At 72.8% G+C, this 17,908-nt stretch carries 18 protein-coding genes, 1 tRNA gene and 1 pseudogene; 9 read left to right on the forward strand and 11 right to left on the reverse strand.

What is annotated here, in order from left to right; all coding sequences use genetic code 11:
- Nucleotides 1–28: 28 nt before the first annotated feature.
- Nucleotides 29–340, reverse strand: a complete 312-nt coding sequence (locus JS756_RS17235) for a DUF6412 domain-containing protein (RefSeq protein ID WP_205383985.1) — start codon at nt 338–340, stop codon at nt 29–31.
- A 372-nt stretch (nt 341–712) separates the two neighbouring features.
- On the opposite strand from JS756_RS17235, the gene JS756_RS17240 reads away from it, so the two are divergent.
- Nucleotides 713–1,732 carry a tetratricopeptide repeat protein gene (locus JS756_RS17240; protein ID WP_205383986.1) on the forward strand — a complete coding sequence of 340 codons (1,020 nt, stop codon included), beginning with the start codon at nt 713–715 and terminating at the stop codon, nt 1,730–1,732.
- 190 nt (nt 1,733–1,922) lie between these two features.
- Entirely contained in the window at nt 1,923–2,324 is a 402-nt protein-coding gene (locus JS756_RS17245; protein WP_205383987.1) for a very short patch repair endonuclease, read from the forward strand.
- Nucleotides 2,325–2,864: 540 nt separating this feature from the next.
- Here JS756_RS17245 and JS756_RS17250 read toward each other — a convergent pair.
- Nucleotides 2,865–3,287 (reverse strand): Hsp20/alpha crystallin family protein, encoded by a 423-nt coding sequence (locus JS756_RS17250; protein ID WP_205383988.1) that lies wholly within the window; start codon nt 3,285–3,287, stop codon nt 2,865–2,867.
- A gap of 222 nt (nt 3,288–3,509) precedes the next feature.
- Between JS756_RS17250 and JS756_RS36830 the strand changes: the two are divergent.
- Nucleotides 3,510–3,794 (forward strand): annotated as a pseudogene (locus JS756_RS36830) (hypothetical protein); the annotation flags it as partial.
- Nucleotides 3,740–4,048, forward strand: a complete 309-nt coding sequence (locus JS756_RS17255; protein WP_205383989.1) for a hypothetical protein — start codon at nt 3,740–3,742, stop codon at nt 4,046–4,048. The pseudogene JS756_RS36830 and the gene JS756_RS17255, both read left to right, overlap by 55 nt.
- On the opposite strand, the gene JS756_RS17260 is transcribed toward JS756_RS17255, so the two are convergent.
- Nucleotides 4,018–5,280, reverse strand: coding sequence for a DUF445 domain-containing protein (locus tag JS756_RS17260; RefSeq protein ID WP_205384096.1), 1,263 nt, complete (start codon nt 5,278–5,280; stop codon nt 4,018–4,020). The two genes, JS756_RS17255 and JS756_RS17260, sit on opposite strands and share 31 nt — an antisense overlap.
- A gap of 450 nt (nt 5,281–5,730) precedes the next feature.
- Between JS756_RS17260 and JS756_RS17265 the strand changes: the two genes are divergently transcribed.
- Nucleotides 5,731–7,074 (forward strand): SGNH/GDSL hydrolase family protein, encoded by a 1,344-nt coding sequence (locus tag JS756_RS17265; protein ID WP_205383990.1) that lies wholly within the window; start codon nt 5,731–5,733, stop codon nt 7,072–7,074.
- Nucleotides 7,075–7,201: 127 nt separating this feature from the next.
- Here the strand turns inward: JS756_RS17265 and JS756_RS17270 are convergent, their stop codons facing one another.
- The 4 genes from JS756_RS17270 to JS756_RS17285 form a co-directional block, all read right to left on the reverse strand.
- Nucleotides 7,202–7,879, reverse strand: coding sequence for a DUF1707 SHOCT-like domain-containing protein (locus tag JS756_RS17270; RefSeq protein WP_205383991.1), 678 nt, complete (start codon nt 7,877–7,879; stop codon nt 7,202–7,204).
- Between the two features lie 32 nt (nt 7,880–7,911).
- Nucleotides 7,912–9,051, reverse strand: coding sequence for an ABC transporter ATP-binding protein (locus tag JS756_RS17275; protein WP_240203909.1), 1,140 nt, complete (start codon nt 9,049–9,051; stop codon nt 7,912–7,914).
- A 7-nt stretch (nt 9,052–9,058) separates the two neighbouring features.
- Complete coding sequence (locus tag JS756_RS17280) at nt 9,059–9,823, reverse strand: ABC transporter permease (protein ID WP_205384098.1); 765 nt, start codon at nt 9,821–9,823, stop codon at nt 9,059–9,061.
- A 172-nt stretch (nt 9,824–9,995) separates the two neighbouring features.
- Nucleotides 9,996–10,796 (reverse strand): ABC transporter permease, encoded by an 801-nt coding sequence (locus tag JS756_RS17285; protein WP_205384099.1) that lies wholly within the window; start codon nt 10,794–10,796, stop codon nt 9,996–9,998.
- 322 nt (nt 10,797–11,118) lie between these two features.
- Here JS756_RS17285 and JS756_RS17290 point away from each other — a divergent pair, with 322 nt between their 5' ends.
- Nucleotides 11,119–13,545 carry a transglycosylase domain-containing protein gene (locus JS756_RS17290; RefSeq protein ID WP_205383992.1) on the forward strand — a complete coding sequence of 809 codons (2,427 nt, stop codon included), beginning with the start codon at nt 11,119–11,121 and terminating at the stop codon, nt 13,543–13,545.
- A 290-nt stretch (nt 13,546–13,835) separates the two neighbouring features.
- Here JS756_RS17290 and JS756_RS17295 read toward each other — a convergent pair whose 3' ends face one another.
- Both JS756_RS17295 and JS756_RS17300 read right to left on the reverse strand, forming a co-directional pair.
- Nucleotides 13,836–14,192 (reverse strand): GroES family chaperonin, encoded by a 357-nt coding sequence (locus JS756_RS17295; RefSeq protein ID WP_205383993.1) that lies wholly within the window; start codon nt 14,190–14,192, stop codon nt 13,836–13,838.
- Nucleotides 14,193–14,257: 65 nt separating this feature from the next.
- A complete protein-coding gene (locus JS756_RS17300) occupies nt 14,258–14,587 on the reverse strand; it encodes a DUF3618 domain-containing protein (protein ID WP_205383994.1) in 330 nt (109 codons plus the stop codon).
- Between the two features lie 94 nt (nt 14,588–14,681).
- Between JS756_RS17300 and bcp the strand changes: the two genes are divergently transcribed.
- The 3 genes from bcp (at nt 14,682) to JS756_RS17315 (ending at nt 16,401) form a co-directional block, all read left to right on the forward strand.
- The gene (bcp, locus tag JS756_RS17305; RefSeq protein WP_205383995.1) at nt 14,682–15,149 is read left to right on the forward strand and encodes a thioredoxin-dependent thiol peroxidase; all 468 of its coding nucleotides are present in this window, start codon (nt 14,682–14,684) and stop codon (nt 15,147–15,149) included.
- Nucleotides 15,150–15,244: 95 nt separating this feature from the next.
- Nucleotides 15,245–16,354, forward strand: a complete 1,110-nt coding sequence (locus JS756_RS38575; protein ID WP_438817321.1) for an HNH endonuclease — start codon at nt 15,245–15,247, stop codon at nt 16,352–16,354.
- Nucleotides 16,317–16,401, forward strand: a tRNA-Leu gene (locus JS756_RS17315). Before JS756_RS38575 ends, JS756_RS17315 begins: the two co-directional genes overlap by 38 nt.
- Nucleotides 16,402–16,530: 129 nt before the next feature.
- Here the strand turns inward: JS756_RS17315 and rdgB are convergent.
- Nucleotides 16,531–17,133: an RdgB/HAM1 family non-canonical purine NTP pyrophosphatase gene (rdgB, locus tag JS756_RS17320; RefSeq protein WP_205383996.1), complete on the reverse strand. Its 603-nt coding sequence runs from the start codon at nt 17,131–17,133 to the stop codon at nt 16,531–16,533.
- Nucleotides 17,134–17,459: 326 nt separating this feature from the next.
- Nucleotides 17,460–17,864 carry a hypothetical protein gene (locus JS756_RS17325; protein ID WP_205383997.1) on the reverse strand — a complete coding sequence of 135 codons (405 nt, stop codon included), beginning with the start codon at nt 17,862–17,864 and terminating at the stop codon, nt 17,460–17,462.
- Nucleotides 17,865–17,908: the final 44 nt, after the last annotated feature.

Raw genomic sequence — 17,908 nt, forward strand, 5'->3', positions numbered from 1 at the left:
CGTCGACGGCGTCGCGACGAACGCGGCCCTACGCGGCAGTCGCCGGGAGGACGGCTCCAGGTGCCCTGGGCCGGCGGCGGCCGGGCGCGTCGGGATCGCGCTGGGGCAGGAAAGCCGTACGGCGGGCCCGGTCGCGTATCGCCGTGCGCACGCGGGTCGGTGGCACCACCGGCACGCATCGCGCGCTGACCAGGGCGCACAGACCGAGTGCGGAGCCGGCGGCGGCGGTCGCGGCGAGCGCGACCGTGACGGAGAGACTGCCGGTGTCCAGCAGCGCGACCTGCAGGATCAGGAACAGGGGAACGAGAGCGGGACGCAGCACGCGCCGACCACGGATCATCGCCTGTCCCCCTCCCCCGCCTCGGCAGCGCCTCGGTGGCACTGCGCGCCGCGCCGGACCCGGGCCCGGCACCCTCCACAACGCCCGGCACGGCCCCCATGGTTCCGCGCACGGAAACATGCCCCACGCAACCCACACCCCGTTGCCGCATCCCCGCCCCATTCCTCCTGTTTTCTAGTCCTTCCTCCCGTTCAAGGCGTTTCGTCGCACAGGACTCCCGTGTGGCGGGAGACGGCTCCGCGGGCGTGGCCGGGAGCGCGGCAGCGGGCGCGGAAGAGGGCGTCGCACCACGGCCGTGCCCCGGCAAGGCCGGGAAGGCTCAGGCCGGACGGCACCTGACCGTCGCCGCTGATCAGCAGTACGGTGTCCCCCATGCGCCCCGACACGCCCGCCGAGAACGTCGACCATGCCGCCGAGGCCGCCCGCCTGGAACGGACCGCCGGCCTGTATCCCGAGGACGCCGAACCCCTGCTGCTGCGCGCCGCGGCCCACCTGGAACTGTCCGGCCACCGCCCCGCGGCGACCGCCCTGTACGACCGTCTCCTGAACACGGCGACGGGCCTGGACAACCCCCACCTGGTGCGTGCGCTGAAAGCCTCCAACCTGTGGGAGTACGGCCACGAGGCCGAGGCGCGGGCCATCATCGACGGCCTCCGTGCCACCGGGCCGCGCGACCCGGCCCCTTGGGTGATCATCGCCGAGGCGCTGGAATCCCACGACGAGCTGGAAGCCGCGGCGGAGACCTTCACCCAAGGCACCGGCCTCCTTCTCGCGGACGCCGCGGAACCCCCGTACGCCACCCACCCGCTCCTCTTCGGCCGCCACCGGGTGCGCCGCATGCTGGGCGCGCCGCACGACGAGTGGGACACCCTGGCGGACACCCTGAACACGGCGCCGGTCTCCCTGGACGAACTGCACGACCCGAAGCGCGTCTGGTCCCTGGGCTCGGACAACCCGGCCGAACTTGCGGCGGAGATCTCCCGTCTGCGGGCCGAACTGGGCACCTACCGCGAGGCCCTCTCCCGCCCGTTCCCCGTGGCCATCCTCCACTGGCCCGCGGACGAGCTGGCGGAGCTCCTGTCCGACTACCCCGGCCTGTCCGCGGAGTACCCCTCGTACGAGGAGCACCTGGCGACGATAGAACGCTCACTGCGCGAACTCGCGGCCTCCGGCACGCAGAACCTCGGCATCGTGCCGGGCACCGTCCCCTCGTACGAGGCCTTCGCCGCCTCGGAGGGCACGTCCCCCTCGGACGCGACCCTCCTCCCGCAGTACGCGACGACACTGGCGTCCCGCGGCCTGGCAACGCCCTGGCCGCCACAACGGGGCGCGACCTGCTGGTGCGGCTCACAAGGGTCGTACGACGAGTGCCACGGGAATCCGGAGGACTGACCGACGCGCCGGGGCCCGCTGTCGAACCGGCCCCGGAGAAGTCGGCATCGCAGCCGTCGCGCCCCGGCCCGACGGGGTCAGGACACAGGTGAACCACCATGGACGCACAGCCGAACAGACCGGGCGACCATCTCGGAGCGCAGCAACGTTGACCAGGATCGAGCCTTCCTCCCCCGCCGTGTCGGCACGCATGAGCAGGCAGGCCGGCAAGGACACGGCGTGTGAGCTGGCCGTACGACGCCTGCTGCATGCGACCGGGTTGCGCTACCGCGTCGAGTACCCGGTGCCGGGCATGGCGCGGCGACGGATCGACATCGCCTTCACCTCCGTCCGGGTCGCCGTTCTCATCGACGGATGCTTCTGGCACGGCTGCCCTCTGCACGCCACGCAGCCGAAGTCGAACGCGGAGTGGTGGCGGCAGAAACTGGACCGGAACATGGCGCGGGACACGGAGACGACGGAGCACCTCACAGCGGCAGGGTGGGAGGTGCTCCGATTCTGGGAGCACGAGGCACCGGACGATGTGGCCGTGCGCATCGCGACGGCGGTCGAACGGCGACGGGCCGAGCAGGGGCGAGGGAGGCGTCGTTGACCGGGTCGAGCCGTACCCGCGTCCGCTCGGGGGCCGACCGGTTCGCTCCGGGTGCCGTGTCGACCGGTGCCGAGTCTGGACGGCAGACCGACCAGGACGACTGACGGCCGTCGCACGCGGGCGAACCGTTCGCGGGAGCGGTTCCGGCACGCTTCACCGCAGTCCGGGGGAACGAGTCCGAGATCCGTGACGCGCGGTCGACACCGCGCAGGCCGTGCGTCGTCGACGCCGGCTCCGGACCTCCCGGAGGCTGCGCGACGCCCCGGATCACATCGTGCGAGCGTCGTCCCGTTCATCGTGACGGGCACTCGGCGACCTTCCGGCAGGCCTCCGCCGGACGGCGAGCCTCTGGGCCGGCGCCACCGCCCTGGGGCGGACGTCCCCGCGCCGAGGGCGGTGGCGTTGCGTGCGTGTCCGCAGTTCGGCCGACCTCGGGTGCGCGCCGCGACGGTGACGGGTGCGCGCCTGGGCCGGCCGTCGGCCGCGGCGGCCCCCGAGGTCCGGGGGGGGACGAGCCCCGGGGGCCGTTTCTCGGTGTTGTCAGGTGCTGATCTGCTTGCGGCTGTCGCCGCCGCTGATCTGGATGCGGCGCGGCTTGGCCTGCTCCGCGACGGGGATGCGGAGCGTGAGGACGCCGGCTTCGTAGGAGGCGTCGATGCGCTGGGTGTCGAGGGTGTCGCCGAGGAAGAGCTGGCGGGTGAAGGTGCCCGTGGGGCGTTCGGCGACGAGGAGTTCCGCGCCTTCGGGGGCGGGGGACGTGCGCTCGGCTCGGACGTTGAGGACGTTGCGCTCGACGTCCAGCTCGATCGTCTCGGGGTCGATGCCGGGCAGGTCGAAGTGGACGAGGAAGTCGTCCCCTGAGCGGTAGGCGTCCATCGGCATCGCCGACGGGCGGGCCGCCGTGCCGAGCATCTGCTGTGCGAGTCGATCGAACTCACGGAACGGATCCGTGCGCATGAGCATCACAGGTCACTCCTTTCGTCAGGTGCCGTGCTGGTGATGCACTGTCCTGGCGGCTCTCGCCGCTATATTTCTTATATAGCGCGGTGGAGCAAACTTGACAAGCAGCGGCTCAAGTTTGGGCCATCGGGGAGGGCGCGCCGGAGCAGCGGGAGGACGGCGTCAGCCTCGGAGGCACCGTCGCGTGGTGGCCGAACGGCCACCAGCGGACGTCAGGAGGCATGAATGGCCGGGGTTCCCAGCGCAGTCGTCGCCGCGAGCCGGCTCGTCGGCGGGTACGGGGTGGCCCGCTGGACGAAGAAGCGGCAGCTGGGCGGTGCCGTGCGCGCCGTCGCGGGGGCCGCGGCGGCGCAGCAGTGGCGGCAACAGGCCGGCGCGAGGGCCGCGGGGATGCTGACGGCCGCGTATGTCGCCGCCTTCGCCGGGTCGCATCCGCTCGCCAAGAAGGTCGGCGCGTGGCCGTCCGTCTTCGTGCCGCGGGTGCGGTCGTGGCAGGCGCGTCCGAGGCGGCCGATGCCCCGGAGCGAGGCTGCGGGGTGCAGCAGGGCAGGCCGTCCGCCCGACGTCCGGGCTCGGCCACCGGTCGCCCGGCCGGCTCCCCCCGCCACGCCCGTACCGGTGGCACGCACCGGCCGCGCGGCGGCGTCGCCGGGGCCGTCGCCGTGGCGTCCTGGGCGGTCGCCGACCGCAACGCCAGACGCCCCGGCGGGTCCGCGGCCTCGCGGGCCCGCCCCTACGCGCCGAGCGCCTGCGACACCGTGTAGATCAGCAGTCCTGCCAGGGAGCCGACGACGGTGCCATTGATGCGGATGAACTGCAGGTCGCGGCCGATGTGCGCCTCGATCTTGCGGGTGGTGTGCTCGGCGTCCCAGCCGGCGACGGTGTCGGTGATCAAGGAGGTGATCTCCTTGCGGTAGGTCGTCACGACGTGGACGGCCGCGCCCTCGACCCAGCGGTCGACCTTGCCCTGCACCTTCGCCTCGGTGGCCATCCGGGCACCCAGGGAGAGAAGTGAGGCCCGGGTGCGCAGACGCAGTTCGCTGCGCTCGTCGTCGGCCGCCGACACGATCATGGATCGTACGGCGGTCCACGCGGAGGCGATGAGGTCCTGGACCTCCCCGCGGCCGAGCACCTCTCCCTTGAGCCGCTCCACCCGGGCGCGGGTGTCGGTGTCGGACTGCAGGTCGGAGGCGAAGTCGGTGAGGAAGCGGTCGAGGGCGCCGCGGGCGGGATGGGAGGGCATGTCCCGCATCTCGGCGCAGAAGCGCAGCAGTTCCCGGTAGACGCGCTCGCCGACCTTGCGGTCGACGAACCGCGGGGTCCAACCGGGGGCGCCGCCCTGCACGGCGTCCATCACGGAGTCGGCGTGCAGGACCAGCCAGTCATGGGCCCGGCTCACCACCAGGTCGACGACGCGTCTGTGGCCCCCGTCGACGACGACCTTCTCCAGCATCTTGCCGATGCCGGGCGCGATCTCACGGGCGTTCGCGCGCCGGGTGACGGCCTCCCCGACGACCGCCTGGACGTCGGAGTCGCGCAGGACCGTCAGGGCGCCCCGCAGGGCGGTCGACAACTCTGCCGTGACCCGGTCGGCGTGCTCCGGCTCGGCGAGCCAGACGCCGAGGCGGCTGCCGATGCCGACGCTGCGCAGCCGCTGCCGCACGACGTCCTCGGAGAGGAAGTTCTCGCCGACGAACTCGCCCAGGGAGACGCCCAGCTGGTCCTTCTTCGTGGGGATGATCGCGGTGTGGGGGATGGGCAGACCGAGGGGGCGGCGGAAGAGCGCGGTGACGGCGAACCAGTCGGCGAGCGCACCGACCATGCCGGCCTCGGCGGCGGCGGCCACGTATCCGGCCCAGGCGCCGGCTCCGGAGTCGTGGCCCCACTTGGCGAGGACGTAGACGACGGCGACGAGGAGCAGCAGGCCGGTCGCGGTGAGTTTCATGCGGCGCACGCCACGCCGCTTCTCCTCGTCGGCGGGACTGAAGGCGGTCATGGTGCGGGACACGGGCGCCCCGCGCGATGCGGTCCCCGCGTCGGGCGCCCGCCCGCCGCCGGACGAGCGCCCCGCATCGGACCGCCGCCCCGCGACGGACACGCGGCCGCCGTCTGCACGGGGGGCACCTGCGGGCCCGTCCGCGCCGGACGAGGGCCGCGTCCCGGACGCCGACGGCGCGCGGGACGCGGACGGCTCGCTCGGCACGGGGCCCGGTCGGGCCGCTGCCGCGTCGTCCGTCCCGCCCTGCGGGACGCCTTCCATCCTCTCCACCCGATCACACTCCTTCGTACACATTGTCCCTTTCTCGTCCCCCGTGCCGGGGTCGTCGGACGAACTCCCGGAACGCGGTGAAGGTTCCCGGCATCCGGACGGGTGACCGTGTGGCGCATCATGGAAGGGTCGACCACGGAGCCTCCCGCTCCCCTCGCCCCCGAGGAGACGCGCCGTATGGCCAGGCGTCACGGCCGTGCCCTGCTGTCCGCGATCGCCGCGCTGATCGTCGGCCTGTCCGCCACGCTGTACGCCGTGGCCGCCTCCGGCACCGGCACGGCGGGCCACCGGGGCGGGTCGGCCGACGGGCGCGGCCCGCACCCGTCGGCCGACCCGCCCTCCACCGGCGTCTGGGCGACGTCCTGGGCCGCGTCACCGTCCGGCGCCGAGCCCGGCACCGGGACCACCGGCATGGCCGGGCGGTCGGTTCGCAACGTGGTGCACACCAGCGTCGGCGGCACCCGCGCCCGCATCACGCTGTCCAACCTCTACGGCACCCGTCCACTGACCGTCACCGACGCCACCGTCGCCGTCGCCGCCGGTGGCGGTGGCGCGTCCGCGGACGCGGGCACCCTGCGCCGCGTCACCTTCGACGGCGGCAGCACGCGCGTCGTCATACCGGCCGGGCAGCGGGCGGTCAGCGACGCCGTGCCGGTCCCGGTGCCGGACGACGGCGACGTCCTCGTCACCACCTACTCCCCCGCCTCCTCCGGCCCCGTGACCTACCACCGCTACGCCCGGCAGACCTCCTACGCCGCCGTGGGCGACCGTGCGGCGGACCCGGACGGGTCGGCGTACACCGAGCGGACCCCGTTCTGGCGCTACCTGACCGCGCTGGACGTGCTCGGCCACGAGGCCGAGGGGACCGTCGTCGTGTTCGGCGACTCCATCACCGACGGCATGACCGCCACCTCGGACGCCGACCGGCGCTGGACCGACGTCCTCGCCGACCGGCTGCGGACGGCCGCCGACGCCGGGCAGGACGTGCCGCGCTACGGCGTCGTCAACGCCGGCATCAGCGGCAACCGCGTCCTGGTGGACGGGCTGGGACAACCCCCGGAGAATCCCAGCGGTCTCCACCGCTTCTCGCGGGACGTCCTCGGCCGGGCCGAGGTCCGGGTGGTCGTCATCGACCTCGGCGTCAACGACATCCTGCGTCCGCCCCTCCCGCCCGCCGCCGGCACCGTCCTCGACGGGCTGCGGACACTGGTGCGGCAGGCGCATGCGCGCGGCGTGAAGGTGGTGGGCGCCACGCTGACGCCGTTCGGCGGCCACCGCGGCGGCACCCCTGACCGGGAGGCCGTACGGCAGCAGGTCAACGCGGCGATCCGGGCGGGCGGCGTCTACGACGCCGTGGTCGACTTCGACGCCGCGCTGCGCGACCCGCGGGATCCGCGGCGGCTGCTGCCGCGCCACGACTGCGGCGACCATCTCCATCCGGGGGACGCCGGATACCGCGCGATGGGCGAGGCGTTCGACCTGGCGGTGCTGAAGGGCGCTGCCCCACCGGCGGCGCTGTAGCCCGCGCGCCCCTCTCGGCCGCCCGCCCCGCCTGCCGAGGCCGCGCACCGGCCCCGCCCGGCGCCTCCACGCCCGGACCGGCGGCAGGCCCTTCGACCGGCGCCCTCGGCGCCCCTCGACCGGAAGCTCAGAGCTCCTTGCCCCGGCGCTCCTCCAGCTCCCGGCGCCGTTCCTCCTTCAGCCGACGCTTCTCGGAGCGCGGGAGCCTGCGTTCGACACCGACCCCGCCCCAGAACGCGAAGCCGGTGACGACGACCCGCGGGGCGCCGGGCTCACCGGGGACGCCGGTCTCCCGCTGGTCGAAGCCGCCCATGATGCCGATCCCGCGGACCACGACCTCGACCCCGGGCGGCACGACGACCTGCAACCCACCCATGATCGCAACGCAGTTGATCACGACCTCGCGGTCCGCGAAGTTCGCCTCGCGCAGGTCGATCTCGCCTCCGCCGCAGAAGGCGAAGCAGTTGAAACGGCGCGGCACCGTCCACCGGCCCCGGCGCTGGAAACCGGAGAGCACGGCCACCCCCCATGTCGACGTGCCCTCGCCACCGACGATGCGTCCCGCCCAACCCCCGACCCGTTCCGGCTCCTTGGTCATCGACACGGCGGGCGCCGCGGACCCCGGGAGGTCCCGGGTGAGGGGCGTCAGGTCACGGTACGTGCGCGCCCGGTACGCCGCGTCCAGCCGCTCCTCGAACTCGGCCATGTCGAGCCGCCCCTCGGCGAGGGCGTCCCGCAGGACGTCGGCGACCCGCTCGCGGTCGGCGTCGGAGGCACGGAGGTCCGGGACTGCGTCGTCGGTCATGCCAGCAGCCTACGAGTTCACCGCCGCGGGCACTACGCGATCGATGTCGGCGGCCGGGAGGCGGCGCGGTTCCCCTGCCCCGCGTACATCCGCGCGATCACCGCCTCGATGTCCGGCTCCCGCACCGACAGGTCCACCAGCGGGTACTCCGCCGCGATCCGCGCCACGAGCGGTGCCGCCGACACCGACGACGGAAAGGCCAGCCACTGCCGCGGCCCCTCGACCTTCACCACGCGCGCGGGCGCCGGAGCGTCGACCGGCGGGAGCTCCCGGTCCAGGTCCACCACCAGGATCCGCTCGCTCTCCCCCGCCTCGTGCAGGCCGGCGAGCGGGCCGTCGTACATCAGACGGCCGTGGTCGATCACCATCACCCGGGAGCACAACTGCTCGATGTCCTGGAGATCATGCGTGGTGAGCAGGACCGTCGTGCCGCGTTCGTCCCGCAGCTCCCGCAGGAAGTCACGCACCCGCGCCTTGGAGATGACGTCCAGGCCGATCGTCGGCTCGTCCAGGTACAGCACCTCGGGGTCGTGCAACAGCGCCGCCGCGATGTCACCGCGCATCCGCTGCCCCAGCGACAGCTGCCGCACCGGAGTGTCCAACAGGGGGCCCAGGTCGAGGTGTTCGACGAGCCGGTCGAGATTGGCGCGGTAACGGGCGTCGGGAATCCGGTACATGCGATGCATCAGCCGGTACGAGTCGACCAGCGGCAGGTCCCACCACAACGTGGTGCGCTGCCCGAACACCACCCCGATGCGCTGCGCCAGGCGGGTCCGCTCCCGGGAGGGCTCGATGCCCGCCACGCGCAGCCGGCCCCCGCTCGGGGTGAGGATGCCGGTCAGCATCTTGATCGTCGTCGACTTGCCGGCGCCGTTCGGCCCGATGTAGCCGACCGTCTCGCCGCGCGCCACGGTGAAGGAGAGGTCGTCCACCGCCCGCACCCGCCGCCGCTCGCGCTTCAGGAAACCCGTCCTGCGGCGCACGTCGAAGACCTTCTCCACACGGTCCAGCTCGATGAACGCGCCGTCGGACGGCCCACCCCGCGCCGCATCGCCCCGCACCGCGGAGGCAGCACCCTCCGGGCCGCCGACCGCGCCGTCCCCCGTCCTGCCGCCCGCCGCACCGCCCGTGATGCCGTCGGCTGCGCCGCCCGGTCCGCCGTCCACCGCCATGCCTCCCTCAGCTCCCCGTACTCCGATACATCCGCAGCCCCGCACGCCACGCCAGCCCCGCGAGCGCACAGCAGCCCGCCGCCACCACGGGCGGCGCGAAGGCCGCCCAGCCCGGCAGGCCGAGCGGATACGGCCGCCCCAGCACATAGGCGCCGGGCACCCAGTTGACGAAGGCGAGGGGCAGCACGAACGTCACCCCCCGCACCACGTCCTTGCCGAACACGCCCGGCGGATACTGCAGCAGCGTGGTGCCGCCGTACGTGAACGCGTTCTGCACCTCCGCCGCGTCCTGCGCCACGAACTGGAAGGCGGCGCCCGCCGTGAACAACGCGCAGAAGATCAGCGCACCGCTGACCAGCACGACCGGCATCAGCAGCACCTTGGCCGCGGTCCAGTCGACGTCGACACGAAGCAGCCCGTAAGCCAGCACCAGGACGGCCTGGGTGATCCGGCCGAGGCGGCGCAGCGCGAACCGGTCGGCGGCGACCTGCGCCAGCACCGGCGCGGGCCGCACCAGCAGCGTGTCGAAGGAGCCGTCCCGCATCCGCGCACCCAGCACGTCCATCGAGCCGAACGTCAGATCGGCGATCCCGAACGCCGTCGCCGACAGCCCGTACAGAAAGGCCACCTCGGGCAGGGTCCACCCGGCGAGCGAGTCGACCTGCGAGAACATCAGCACGAGCGCGACGAAGTCCAGCCCCGTCACCAGCAGGTTCCCGAACGCCGTGAGCAGGAAGGAGGCCCGGTAGGTCATCGCCGACCGCACCCACATCCCGGCGATCAGCCCGTAGACCCGCACGCCCTCCCCGAACGGGGAGAACACCGCCGGCCGACGGGCCGGCCCGGGGAGGACCGGCCGGGCCGCCACCGGCCCGCGCCCCGGGGCGGGACCACCGCCCGCCTCCGAAAGCGCCCCGCGACCGGAACCGGTCGCGCGCCCTGTCTCATCCACCCTGCACCACCACCCGCCGCGTCGCCGCAGCCTGCACCAGCCGCCCCGCCGCCAGCAGGGCCACCGCCCACGCCGCCTGGAACGCGTACGCCGCCACCGGCGCCGTCCTCCCCAGCAGCACGTCCGCGGGCATCTGCAACTGCGCCGCCCACGGCAGCGCCCGGACGATGTCGCCGAGCACACCGGGAAAGGCGTTGAGCGGCAGGACCATCCCGGAGCAGAAGATCCCCAGCACCATCACCGCCTGGCTGACCCCCGTCCCGTCCATCAGCCAGAACACGCTCAGGGCCGCCAGGTAGCGGATCCCGAAACTCACCACCATCGCCGGCAGCAGCGCCACCGCGAACGCCGCCCACGCGAACGGGTCGTCCGGCACCGCCATGTCGAACACCAGCGCGCCGAACACGAACGGGACCACCCCACGACCCAGGATCTGGAACACCGCCCGGCCCATGTCGCTCGCCAGCCACCACAGTTGCAGATCGGCCGGCCGGTAGAGGTCGACGGCGATCTCGCCGGTGCGGATACGCGCCATCAACTCCTTCTCCACACCACCGCCCTGAAGGGCGAGGGTCGAGTAGAGGGCCTGGCCGAGCCACACATAGGTGACGGCCTGCGCCTGGTCGTACCCGCCCAGATGCGGCTTCTCGTCCCACAGGGCGAGATACGTGTAGACGAGGATCAGCCCGAAGACCGTGTTGGTGAACACCCCCGCGGCCGTGGCCGCCCGATACGTCGCGTACCGCCGGAACCCGCCCACCGCGACGGCCGGATACAACCGCCCCGCTCCCACAGCCAACGCCTCCCGGCCCGCCGACACCGAAGCGCAGGAGCCTAGCCGCCGGGCACCCGGCCCTGCCACGCCTTTTCCGACCCGCCGTCCCGCCCCGGCGCCCCTCCCCCCGCAGCCTCCCCCGCGCTTCCCAGGGCCGTGCGGGCTCCTTCCCGGCACCACCCCGCGTCCTTGTGGCCCGCCGCGCGTTCTCAAGGGGACACGTACCGGATTCCGGGAACGGATCACCCGGCACGAGAGTCTTCAATGGGGGGAGTGGGGCGCACAAGGCGCAACGACGCGTACGGGAACGTACGACGCGAAACAGGAGTCCGTGCACGAGATGAGCGACGAGCCGCAGCCACAGCAGCCGACCGACGGCGGTGCGGAAGGAGAGCCGAGGGCGGCCGACGACAAGGGCGGCAAGAAGCCCAAGCGCCCCAAGCGCACCGGCTGGCGGCGACTGATCCCGACCTGGCGCATGGTGCTCGGCACCTTCGTCATCGGCACCCTGCTGCTCATCGGGCTGTTCTTCCTCGGCTACTCGATGGTGAAGATCCCGCCGGCCAACGCCCTCGCCACCAAGCAGTCCAACGTCTACCTGTACGCGGACGGCACCGAGATCGCCCGCGACGGCGAGGTCAACCGGGAGAACGTCACCCTCGCCCAGGTCTCCAAGGACGCCCAGCACGCCGTCCTGGCCGCCGAGGACCGCGACTTCTACACGGAGTCCGCCGTCGACCCCAAGGCGATGATCCGCGCCGGCTGGAACACCGCCACCGGCAAGGGCAGGCAGTCCGGCTCCACCATCACCCAGCAGTACGTCAAGAACTACTACCTGGGCCAGGAGCAGACGGTCACCCGCAAGGTGAAGGAATTCTTCATCGCGATCAAGCTCGACCGCGAGAAGACCAAGGACGAGATCCTCCAGGGCTACCTCAACACCAGCTTCTTCGGCCGCAACGCCTATGGCATCCAGGCCGCAGCCCGCGCCTACTACGGCGTCGACGCCATCGACCTGACCCCGGCCCAGGGCGCCTACCTCGCGGCACTGCTGAACGCGCCCAGCGAGTACGACGTGGTGGCACACCCGGAGAACAAGGCCGGCGCGCAGGCCCGCTGGAACTACGTCCTCGACGGCATGGTCAAGCAGGGCTGGCTCAGCCAGGCGCAGCGGACCGGACTGAAGTTCCCGATGCCGAAGGAGGCCACGCTCTCCACCGGACTGTCCGGGCAGCGCGGCTACCTCCTCGACGCGATCAAGGACTACCTCTACGAGAACAAGATCCTCGACGCGGACGAACTGCGGGCCGGCGGCTACCGCATCACCACCACGCTCGACAAGCGCAAGCAGGACGCCTTCGTGAAGGCCGTCGACGACCGGCTGATGTCCAAACTGGACCCCAAGGCCCACCCGCGCGACCGCTACGTCCGCGCCGGCGGCGCCGCCGTCGACCCCAGGACCGGCAAGGTCGTCGCACTCTACGGCGGCATCGACTACGTCAAGCAGTACACGAACAACGCCACCCGCGGCGACTTCCAGGTCGGCTCGACGTTCAAGCCGTTCGTGTTCACCGCGGCCGTGGAGAACGGCTCCACCACCCAGGACGGCCGCACCATCACCCCCAACACCTACTACGACGGCACCAGCGGCCGCCCCGTGGAAGGCTGGAACGGCGGCGTCTACGACCCGCAGAACGAGGACGAGGTCTCCTACGGCCCCATCACCGTCCGCGAGGCCACCGACAAGTCCGTCAACTCCGTGTACGCCCAGATGGCCGTCGACGTCGGCTCCGGCAAGGTCAAGCAGACCGCGATCGACCTCGGCATCCCCGCCGACACCAAGTCCCTGGTCTCGTCCCCGTCCATCGCGCTCGGCGTCGCCAACGCCAGCGTGCTGGACATGGCGGAGGCCTACGCCACCCTCGCCAACCACGGCAAGCGCGGCACGTACACGCTGGTCCAGCGGGTCACCAGGAACGGCCGGGACGTCGTCGTGCTGCCCAAGGCGGAGCCCCACCAGGCCGTCAGCCGCGAAGCCGCCGACACCACGACCGCGATACTGCAGAGCGTCGTCGAGAACGGCACCGCCACCGCCGCCCGGGCAGCCGGCCGGCCCGCCGCCGGCAAGACCGGCACCGCCGAGGAGGACACCGCGGCCTGGTTCGCCGGCTACACCCCCGACCTCGCCACCGTCGTGTCGGTGATGGGCCAGGACCCGGACACCGCCGCGCACAAGTCGCTCTACCAGGTGATGGGCCTGCCCCGGATCAACGGCGGCGGGGCGCCCACCGAGATCTGGGCCCAGTTCACCGAGGACGCCCTGAAGAACACCCCCGTCAGCGACTTCGACCTGCACCTGGAGGAGGGCGCCGACGAGGTCGAGGAACCACCCGCCACCGACTCCCGCGACGACCAGGGGGACGGCAGCGGCGACCGGGAGGACAACGGCACCACCGGCGACACCACGGGCGGCACCACCGGAGGCGAGCCGACCCCGGGCCGGACCGGGAGCGGGGCCCAGGGCGGCACCGACGGCACCACCACCGGCACCACCACCGGCGGAGGAGCCACCACCGGCGGCGGCACGACGACCGACGGCACCACCGGCGGGACCACGACCGACGGCACCACCACCGGAGACGCCTCCGGCGGATTCACCATCGGCGGGAGCACCGGCGACACCACCGGGGACCCCACCAGCGGCGGCACGACCACCGACGGGACCACGACAGGAACGACGCTCGGCCCCGGCGCAGCGCGCCCCTGAGCACCCGGGCACGCAGTCCTGAGCACCCGGGGCGCCGCCTCGCACCCGGCGGGCACCGCACACGCCCCCGGCGGGCACCGGATCAGCGACCGCCGGTCGCTCTCAGACCCACGACGGCGACCAGCAGCAGGGGGACGAAGAAGGTACGGCGCGTCTCGTCGGCTCCCCGAGGCCGGCAAGCACGCCGCGGGAAGCGGACGTCCGGACCAGCCGGACGGACCGAAGGGGCCGGTGACGTCGGTCACCGGCCCCCTGCGCACCGACGGATCACCGGTGCCGGAACCACCGCCTCACAGGTACAGGCCCGTGGAGTCCTCCGACCCCTCGAACCGGTCCGCGGCCACCGCATGCAGGTCACGCTCACGCATGAGCACGTACGCGACACCGCGCACCTCGACCTCGGCACGGTCCTCCGGGTCGTACAGGACCCGGTCCCCCGGCTCCACGGTCCGTACGTTCTGCCCCACCGCGACGACCTCGGCCCACGCCAGCCGGCGGCCGACGGCCGCGGTGGCCGGGATCAGGATGCCGCCACCGGAACGCCGCTCGCCCTCGCTGGTGTCCTGCCGCACGAGGACCCGGTCGTGCAGCATGCGAATGGGCAGCTTGTCGGGATGGGTGCTGTGCTCGTTTCTCTTGGCGCTCACACCACTGAACCTACCTGCCGGAAGTGGATCCGTCCGGAGCCGGGGTCGGCCCGTCCGGACCCGGCTCAGCGCCGGCGGCGCCTCGTGCCCACGACGAGCAGACCCACCACACCGACGGCCAGCAGCGCCACCGGCACGACCCGCTCCATACGGGGCGCCCCGTCCTCGTCCGTGAGCTGCGCCCGCACTTCGCTCACGACCCGGTTGACCTGCACATAGGCCCTCCCGACCGTGTGGTCGACATGGGAGACGACCTTGGCCTTGGCATCCCCGACGATCGTCTTCGGGTGCACCCGCACCCCGATCTCGTCGAGCGTCTCGGCCAGCACGTCACGGCGGCGCCTGATGTCCGCCTCGATCTGCGCCGGGGTTCTGGTGTCCGACGTGTCCGCCACCGTTCGGCCTCCGAAGTCAATCCGATGCTGTTACGGACAGTCTGTCAGCTCTCGGCCCCGCCGCACCGCCAGGACCCCCGGTTACGCTGGACCGATGAGCGAGCGACTCCAGCCCGGGGACCTGGCCCCCGCCTTCACCCTGCCCGACGCCGACGGCAACGAGGTCTCCCTGTCGGACCACAAGGGCCGCAAGGTCATCGTCTACTTCTACCCGGCCGCCCTGACCGCCGGCTGCACGAAGCAGGCCTGCGACTTCACCGACAACCTCGACCTGCTGGCCGGCGCCGGCTACGACGTCATCGGCATCTCCCCCGACAAGCCGGAGAAGCTGGCGAAGTTCCGCGAGAAGGAGAGCCTGAAGGTCACCCTCCTCGCCGACCCCGACAAGGAGGTCCTCGAAGCCTACGGGGCCTTCGGCGAGAAGAAGCTGTACGGAAAGACGGTCGTCGGCGTCATCCGCTCCACCGTGATCGTCGGCGAGGACGGCAAGGTCGAGCGCGCCCTGTACAACGTGAAGGCGACGGGCCACGTGGCCAAGATCATCAGGGACCTGGGCATCTGACCGCCCCCTCCCCAGCCCCGGCCGGGCGTGACCCTCCCCCCTCCACATCGTTACTCCGTACGAGCGGGGAACGCCCGGCCGAACGGGGGAAAGAGATGGGCCGTACCGGCACCTACGCCCGCGAGACACTGGCGACCGCGGTGAGCACGTCGCGGAGCTGGAACGAGCTGATGCGCCGCCTCGGGCTCCGACCCAGCGGTGGTCAACGGCGGGTGCTCCAGCAGAAGGTCGCCAGGCTCGGCATCGACACCGGGCACTTCCAGCGGCAGACCGCGTGGCGCCGCTACCCGGACGGCGCGATCGCCGACGCGGTCGCGGCGTCCACGACCCTGCGCGAGGTGGCCCTCCAACTGGGCGCGACCCCGGCGAGCGGCACCCTCACCCACCTGCGCCGCCGGATCGAGGCGGCGGGCATCGACACCGGCCACTTCCCCGGCCTCACCCGGTCGGCCGTCGGTTTGCAGTTCACCGACGAGGAGCTGAGGACCGCCGCCGCCGGCGCCGACAGCCTCCGCGGTGCGGCGCGCACGCTCGGCGTTCCGGACGACGGGCGGTCCAGGGCGGCCCTGGGGCGCATGCTCCGGCACCGGCGGATCGACACCACACACGTCCGGCACGGCCGGCCGGCCCTCGCGGACGACGCCCTGCGCACTGCGGTGCGCTCCGCCCGCAGCTACGCGGACGTCATGCGCGCATTGGGACTGGACGTCACGCACACCAACCACCGCAGGATCCGGCGAAAGGTGGCACAACTCGGCCTCGACATCAGCCATTTCTCACGTCGCCCCCCGGAGTTCGACAGCGTCCGCGGCGGCACCGCGCCCGCGCGCCGACGGCGTCCTCGTCGTCCTGCCGCCAGGATCGGCGTGACCCAAGCGGGAGCGGTTGCACGCGGCCCTCGCGGAGCGGGGCGTACCGTACGCGTGCGCGTCGTGTGGAAACCACGGCGAGTGGCGGGGGCGGCCGATCACGCTGCACATCGACCACATCGACCACATCGACGGCGACTGGCTCGACAACCGCATCGGGAACCTGCGCTACCTCTGCCCGAACTGCCACGCCCTGACGGCCACATGGTGCCGCAGGAACACCCGGCGCACCGAGCACGGGAGCCCCCGTACACTGTGGACACCGAGCGGCACGGAGTGATCCGATATCCGTTTTGGGGCGGTCGTGGCGAAATAGGCGATACGCGCGGGTTTTAGGTGCCCGTGGGAGCAATCCCGTGTGGGTTCGAGTCCCACCGACCGCACCGTTCGCACATCGAGGGTTCGATCCGCATGCCACGCGGACCGAACCCTCGCCCCGTTCACGGGACCGCGCGCAGCCGACCCGCCCGGGACCGTACGGGCGGCCGGACGCGGGGCGGCACCCCGCCGGTTCACCCGAGGAGGTCGTGCACCACCTCGGCCAGGGCGCGGAAGGCGCGGCCCCGGTGGCTGATGGCGTTCTTCTCGTCCGGGGTCAGCTCGGCGCAGGTGCGGGTCTCGCCGTCGGGCTGGAGGATCGGGTCGTAGCCGAAGCCGCCTGTGCCGGCGGGTGCTCGGCGCAGGGTGCCGGGGAGGCGGCCCTCGACGACCCGTTCGGTGCCGTCCGGGAGGGCGAGGGCCGCGGCGCAGGCGAAGTGGGCGGCGCGGTGTTCGTCGGCGATGTCGGAGAGCTGGGCGAGCAGGAGTTCGAGGTTGGCCCGGTCGTCGCCGTGGCGGCCGGCCCAGCGGGCGGAGAAGATGCCGGGGGCGCCGCCGAGGACGTCCACGCAGAGGCCGGAGTCGTCGGCGACGGCGGGCAGGCCGGTGGCGCGGGCGAGGGCGTGGGCTTTGAGAAGGGCGTTCTCGGCGAAGGTGACGCCGGTTTCCTTGACGTCGGGGATGTCGGGGTAGGCGTCGGCGCCGACGAGTTCGTGCGCGAGTCCGGCTTCGGCGAGGATCGCCCTGAGCTCGGTGATCTTTCCGGTGTTGCGGGTGGCGAGGATCAGGCGGGTCATGGCGTTCAGTATCGCGGCTCGGTTCTGGGTGCCGGGGTGCCGGGGCGCTTGCGGCGGACGTCGAGGGGGTGCCGGTGAGGTTCCTCGGGGGTGGGCCGGTGGCGGTGCCGAGGGCTGTCCCGTGGTCCCCGGTCGATCAGCGGCGGCGTCGGATGCGGTGCGCCGCAAGACGTCGGGACGTCCTCGTGCCGGGCGTATGCGGGGCACCTCGTACCGGGCGTGGGTGAGGAACCGACGGCGCGGCGAGGTGTCGTGGCTGCCGTGGCGCACCCGGCGGGGATCATGGGGCAGGCCTCAGGGGGTGCAGACCTCAGGGGGTGCAGACCTCAGGGGGTGCAGACCTTGGTCAGTTCGCCGGCGGCGTCGGTGACGGGGCTGACGTCGGGGGTGGTGTCGCCGTTGCGGACGGCGGTGCGGACGTTGTCGACGGCTTTGCCGAGGTCGTCGACGGCCTTGTTGACGTCGGCGTTGTCGGTCTTGTCGCCGATCCTGTCGAGGTCGGTGTCTATGGCGGCGAGGGACTCGTCGAGTTGGGTGGGGTCGTCGGCGGCGTTCTCGGCGGCCTGCTGGAGGCGGGTGACGCTGTCGGCGATGGCGTCGGCGGTCTGGACGCAGTCGAGGGCCTTGTCGACGGCGTCGCAGCCGGTGGTGAGGCCGATGGTGAGTGCGGTGGCGGCGACGGCGGCGGCGATGCCGGCTGTGCGGCGGCGTGGGCGTCGGCTCGCGGCCATGGCTGTGTTCCCTCCCCTTGGGCAGGCCTGTCGGGCCTGTGACG

The organism is Streptomyces actuosus, from assembly GCF_016921115.1.
Classification (GTDB): domain Bacteria; phylum Actinomycetota; class Actinomycetes; order Streptomycetales; family Streptomycetaceae; genus Streptomyces; species Streptomyces actuosus_A.

Bases quoted from the DNA above. Each gene is read 5' to 3' on its own strand.
- JS756_RS17290 (WP_205383992.1), top strand. From the start codon at position 11,119: ATGAGCGACGAGCCGCAGCCACAGCAGCCGACCGACGGCGGTGCGGAA.
- JS756_RS17325 (WP_205383997.1), bottom strand. From the start codon at position 17,864: ATGGCCGCGAGCCGACGCCCACGCCGCCGCACAGCCGGCATCGCCGCC.
- bcp (WP_205383995.1), top strand. From the start codon at position 14,682: ATGAGCGAGCGACTCCAGCCCGGGGACCTGGCCCCCGCCTTCACCCTG.
- JS756_RS17240 (WP_205383986.1), top strand. From the start codon at position 713: ATGCGCCCCGACACGCCCGCCGAGAACGTCGACCATGCCGCCGAGGCC.
- JS756_RS17280 (WP_205384098.1), bottom strand. From the start codon at position 9,823: ATGTGGGTGCGGTCGGCGATGACCTACCGGGCCTCCTTCCTGCTCACG.
- JS756_RS17260 (WP_205384096.1), bottom strand. From the start codon at position 5,280: ATGACCGCCTTCAGTCCCGCCGACGAGGAGAAGCGGCGTGGCGTGCGC.
- JS756_RS38575 (WP_438817321.1), top strand. From the start codon at position 15,245: ATGGGCCGTACCGGCACCTACGCCCGCGAGACACTGGCGACCGCGGTG.
- JS756_RS17275 (WP_240203909.1), bottom strand. From the start codon at position 9,051: ATGGCGGTGGACGGCGGACCGGGCGGCGCAGCCGACGGCATCACGGGC.
- JS756_RS17235 (WP_205383985.1), bottom strand. From the start codon at position 340: ATGATCCGTGGTCGGCGCGTGCTGCGTCCCGCTCTCGTTCCCCTGTTC.
- JS756_RS17265 (WP_205383990.1), top strand. From the start codon at position 5,731: ATGGCCAGGCGTCACGGCCGTGCCCTGCTGTCCGCGATCGCCGCGCTG.
- JS756_RS17250 (WP_205383988.1), bottom strand. From the start codon at position 3,287: ATGCTCATGCGCACGGATCCGTTCCGTGAGTTCGATCGACTCGCACAG.
- JS756_RS17270 (WP_205383991.1), bottom strand. From the start codon at position 7,879: ATGACCGACGACGCAGTCCCGGACCTCCGTGCCTCCGACGCCGACCGC.
- rdgB (WP_205383996.1), bottom strand. From the start codon at position 17,133: ATGACCCGCCTGATCCTCGCCACCCGCAACACCGGAAAGATCACCGAG.
- JS756_RS17245 (WP_205383987.1), top strand. From the start codon at position 1,923: ATGAGCAGGCAGGCCGGCAAGGACACGGCGTGTGAGCTGGCCGTACGA.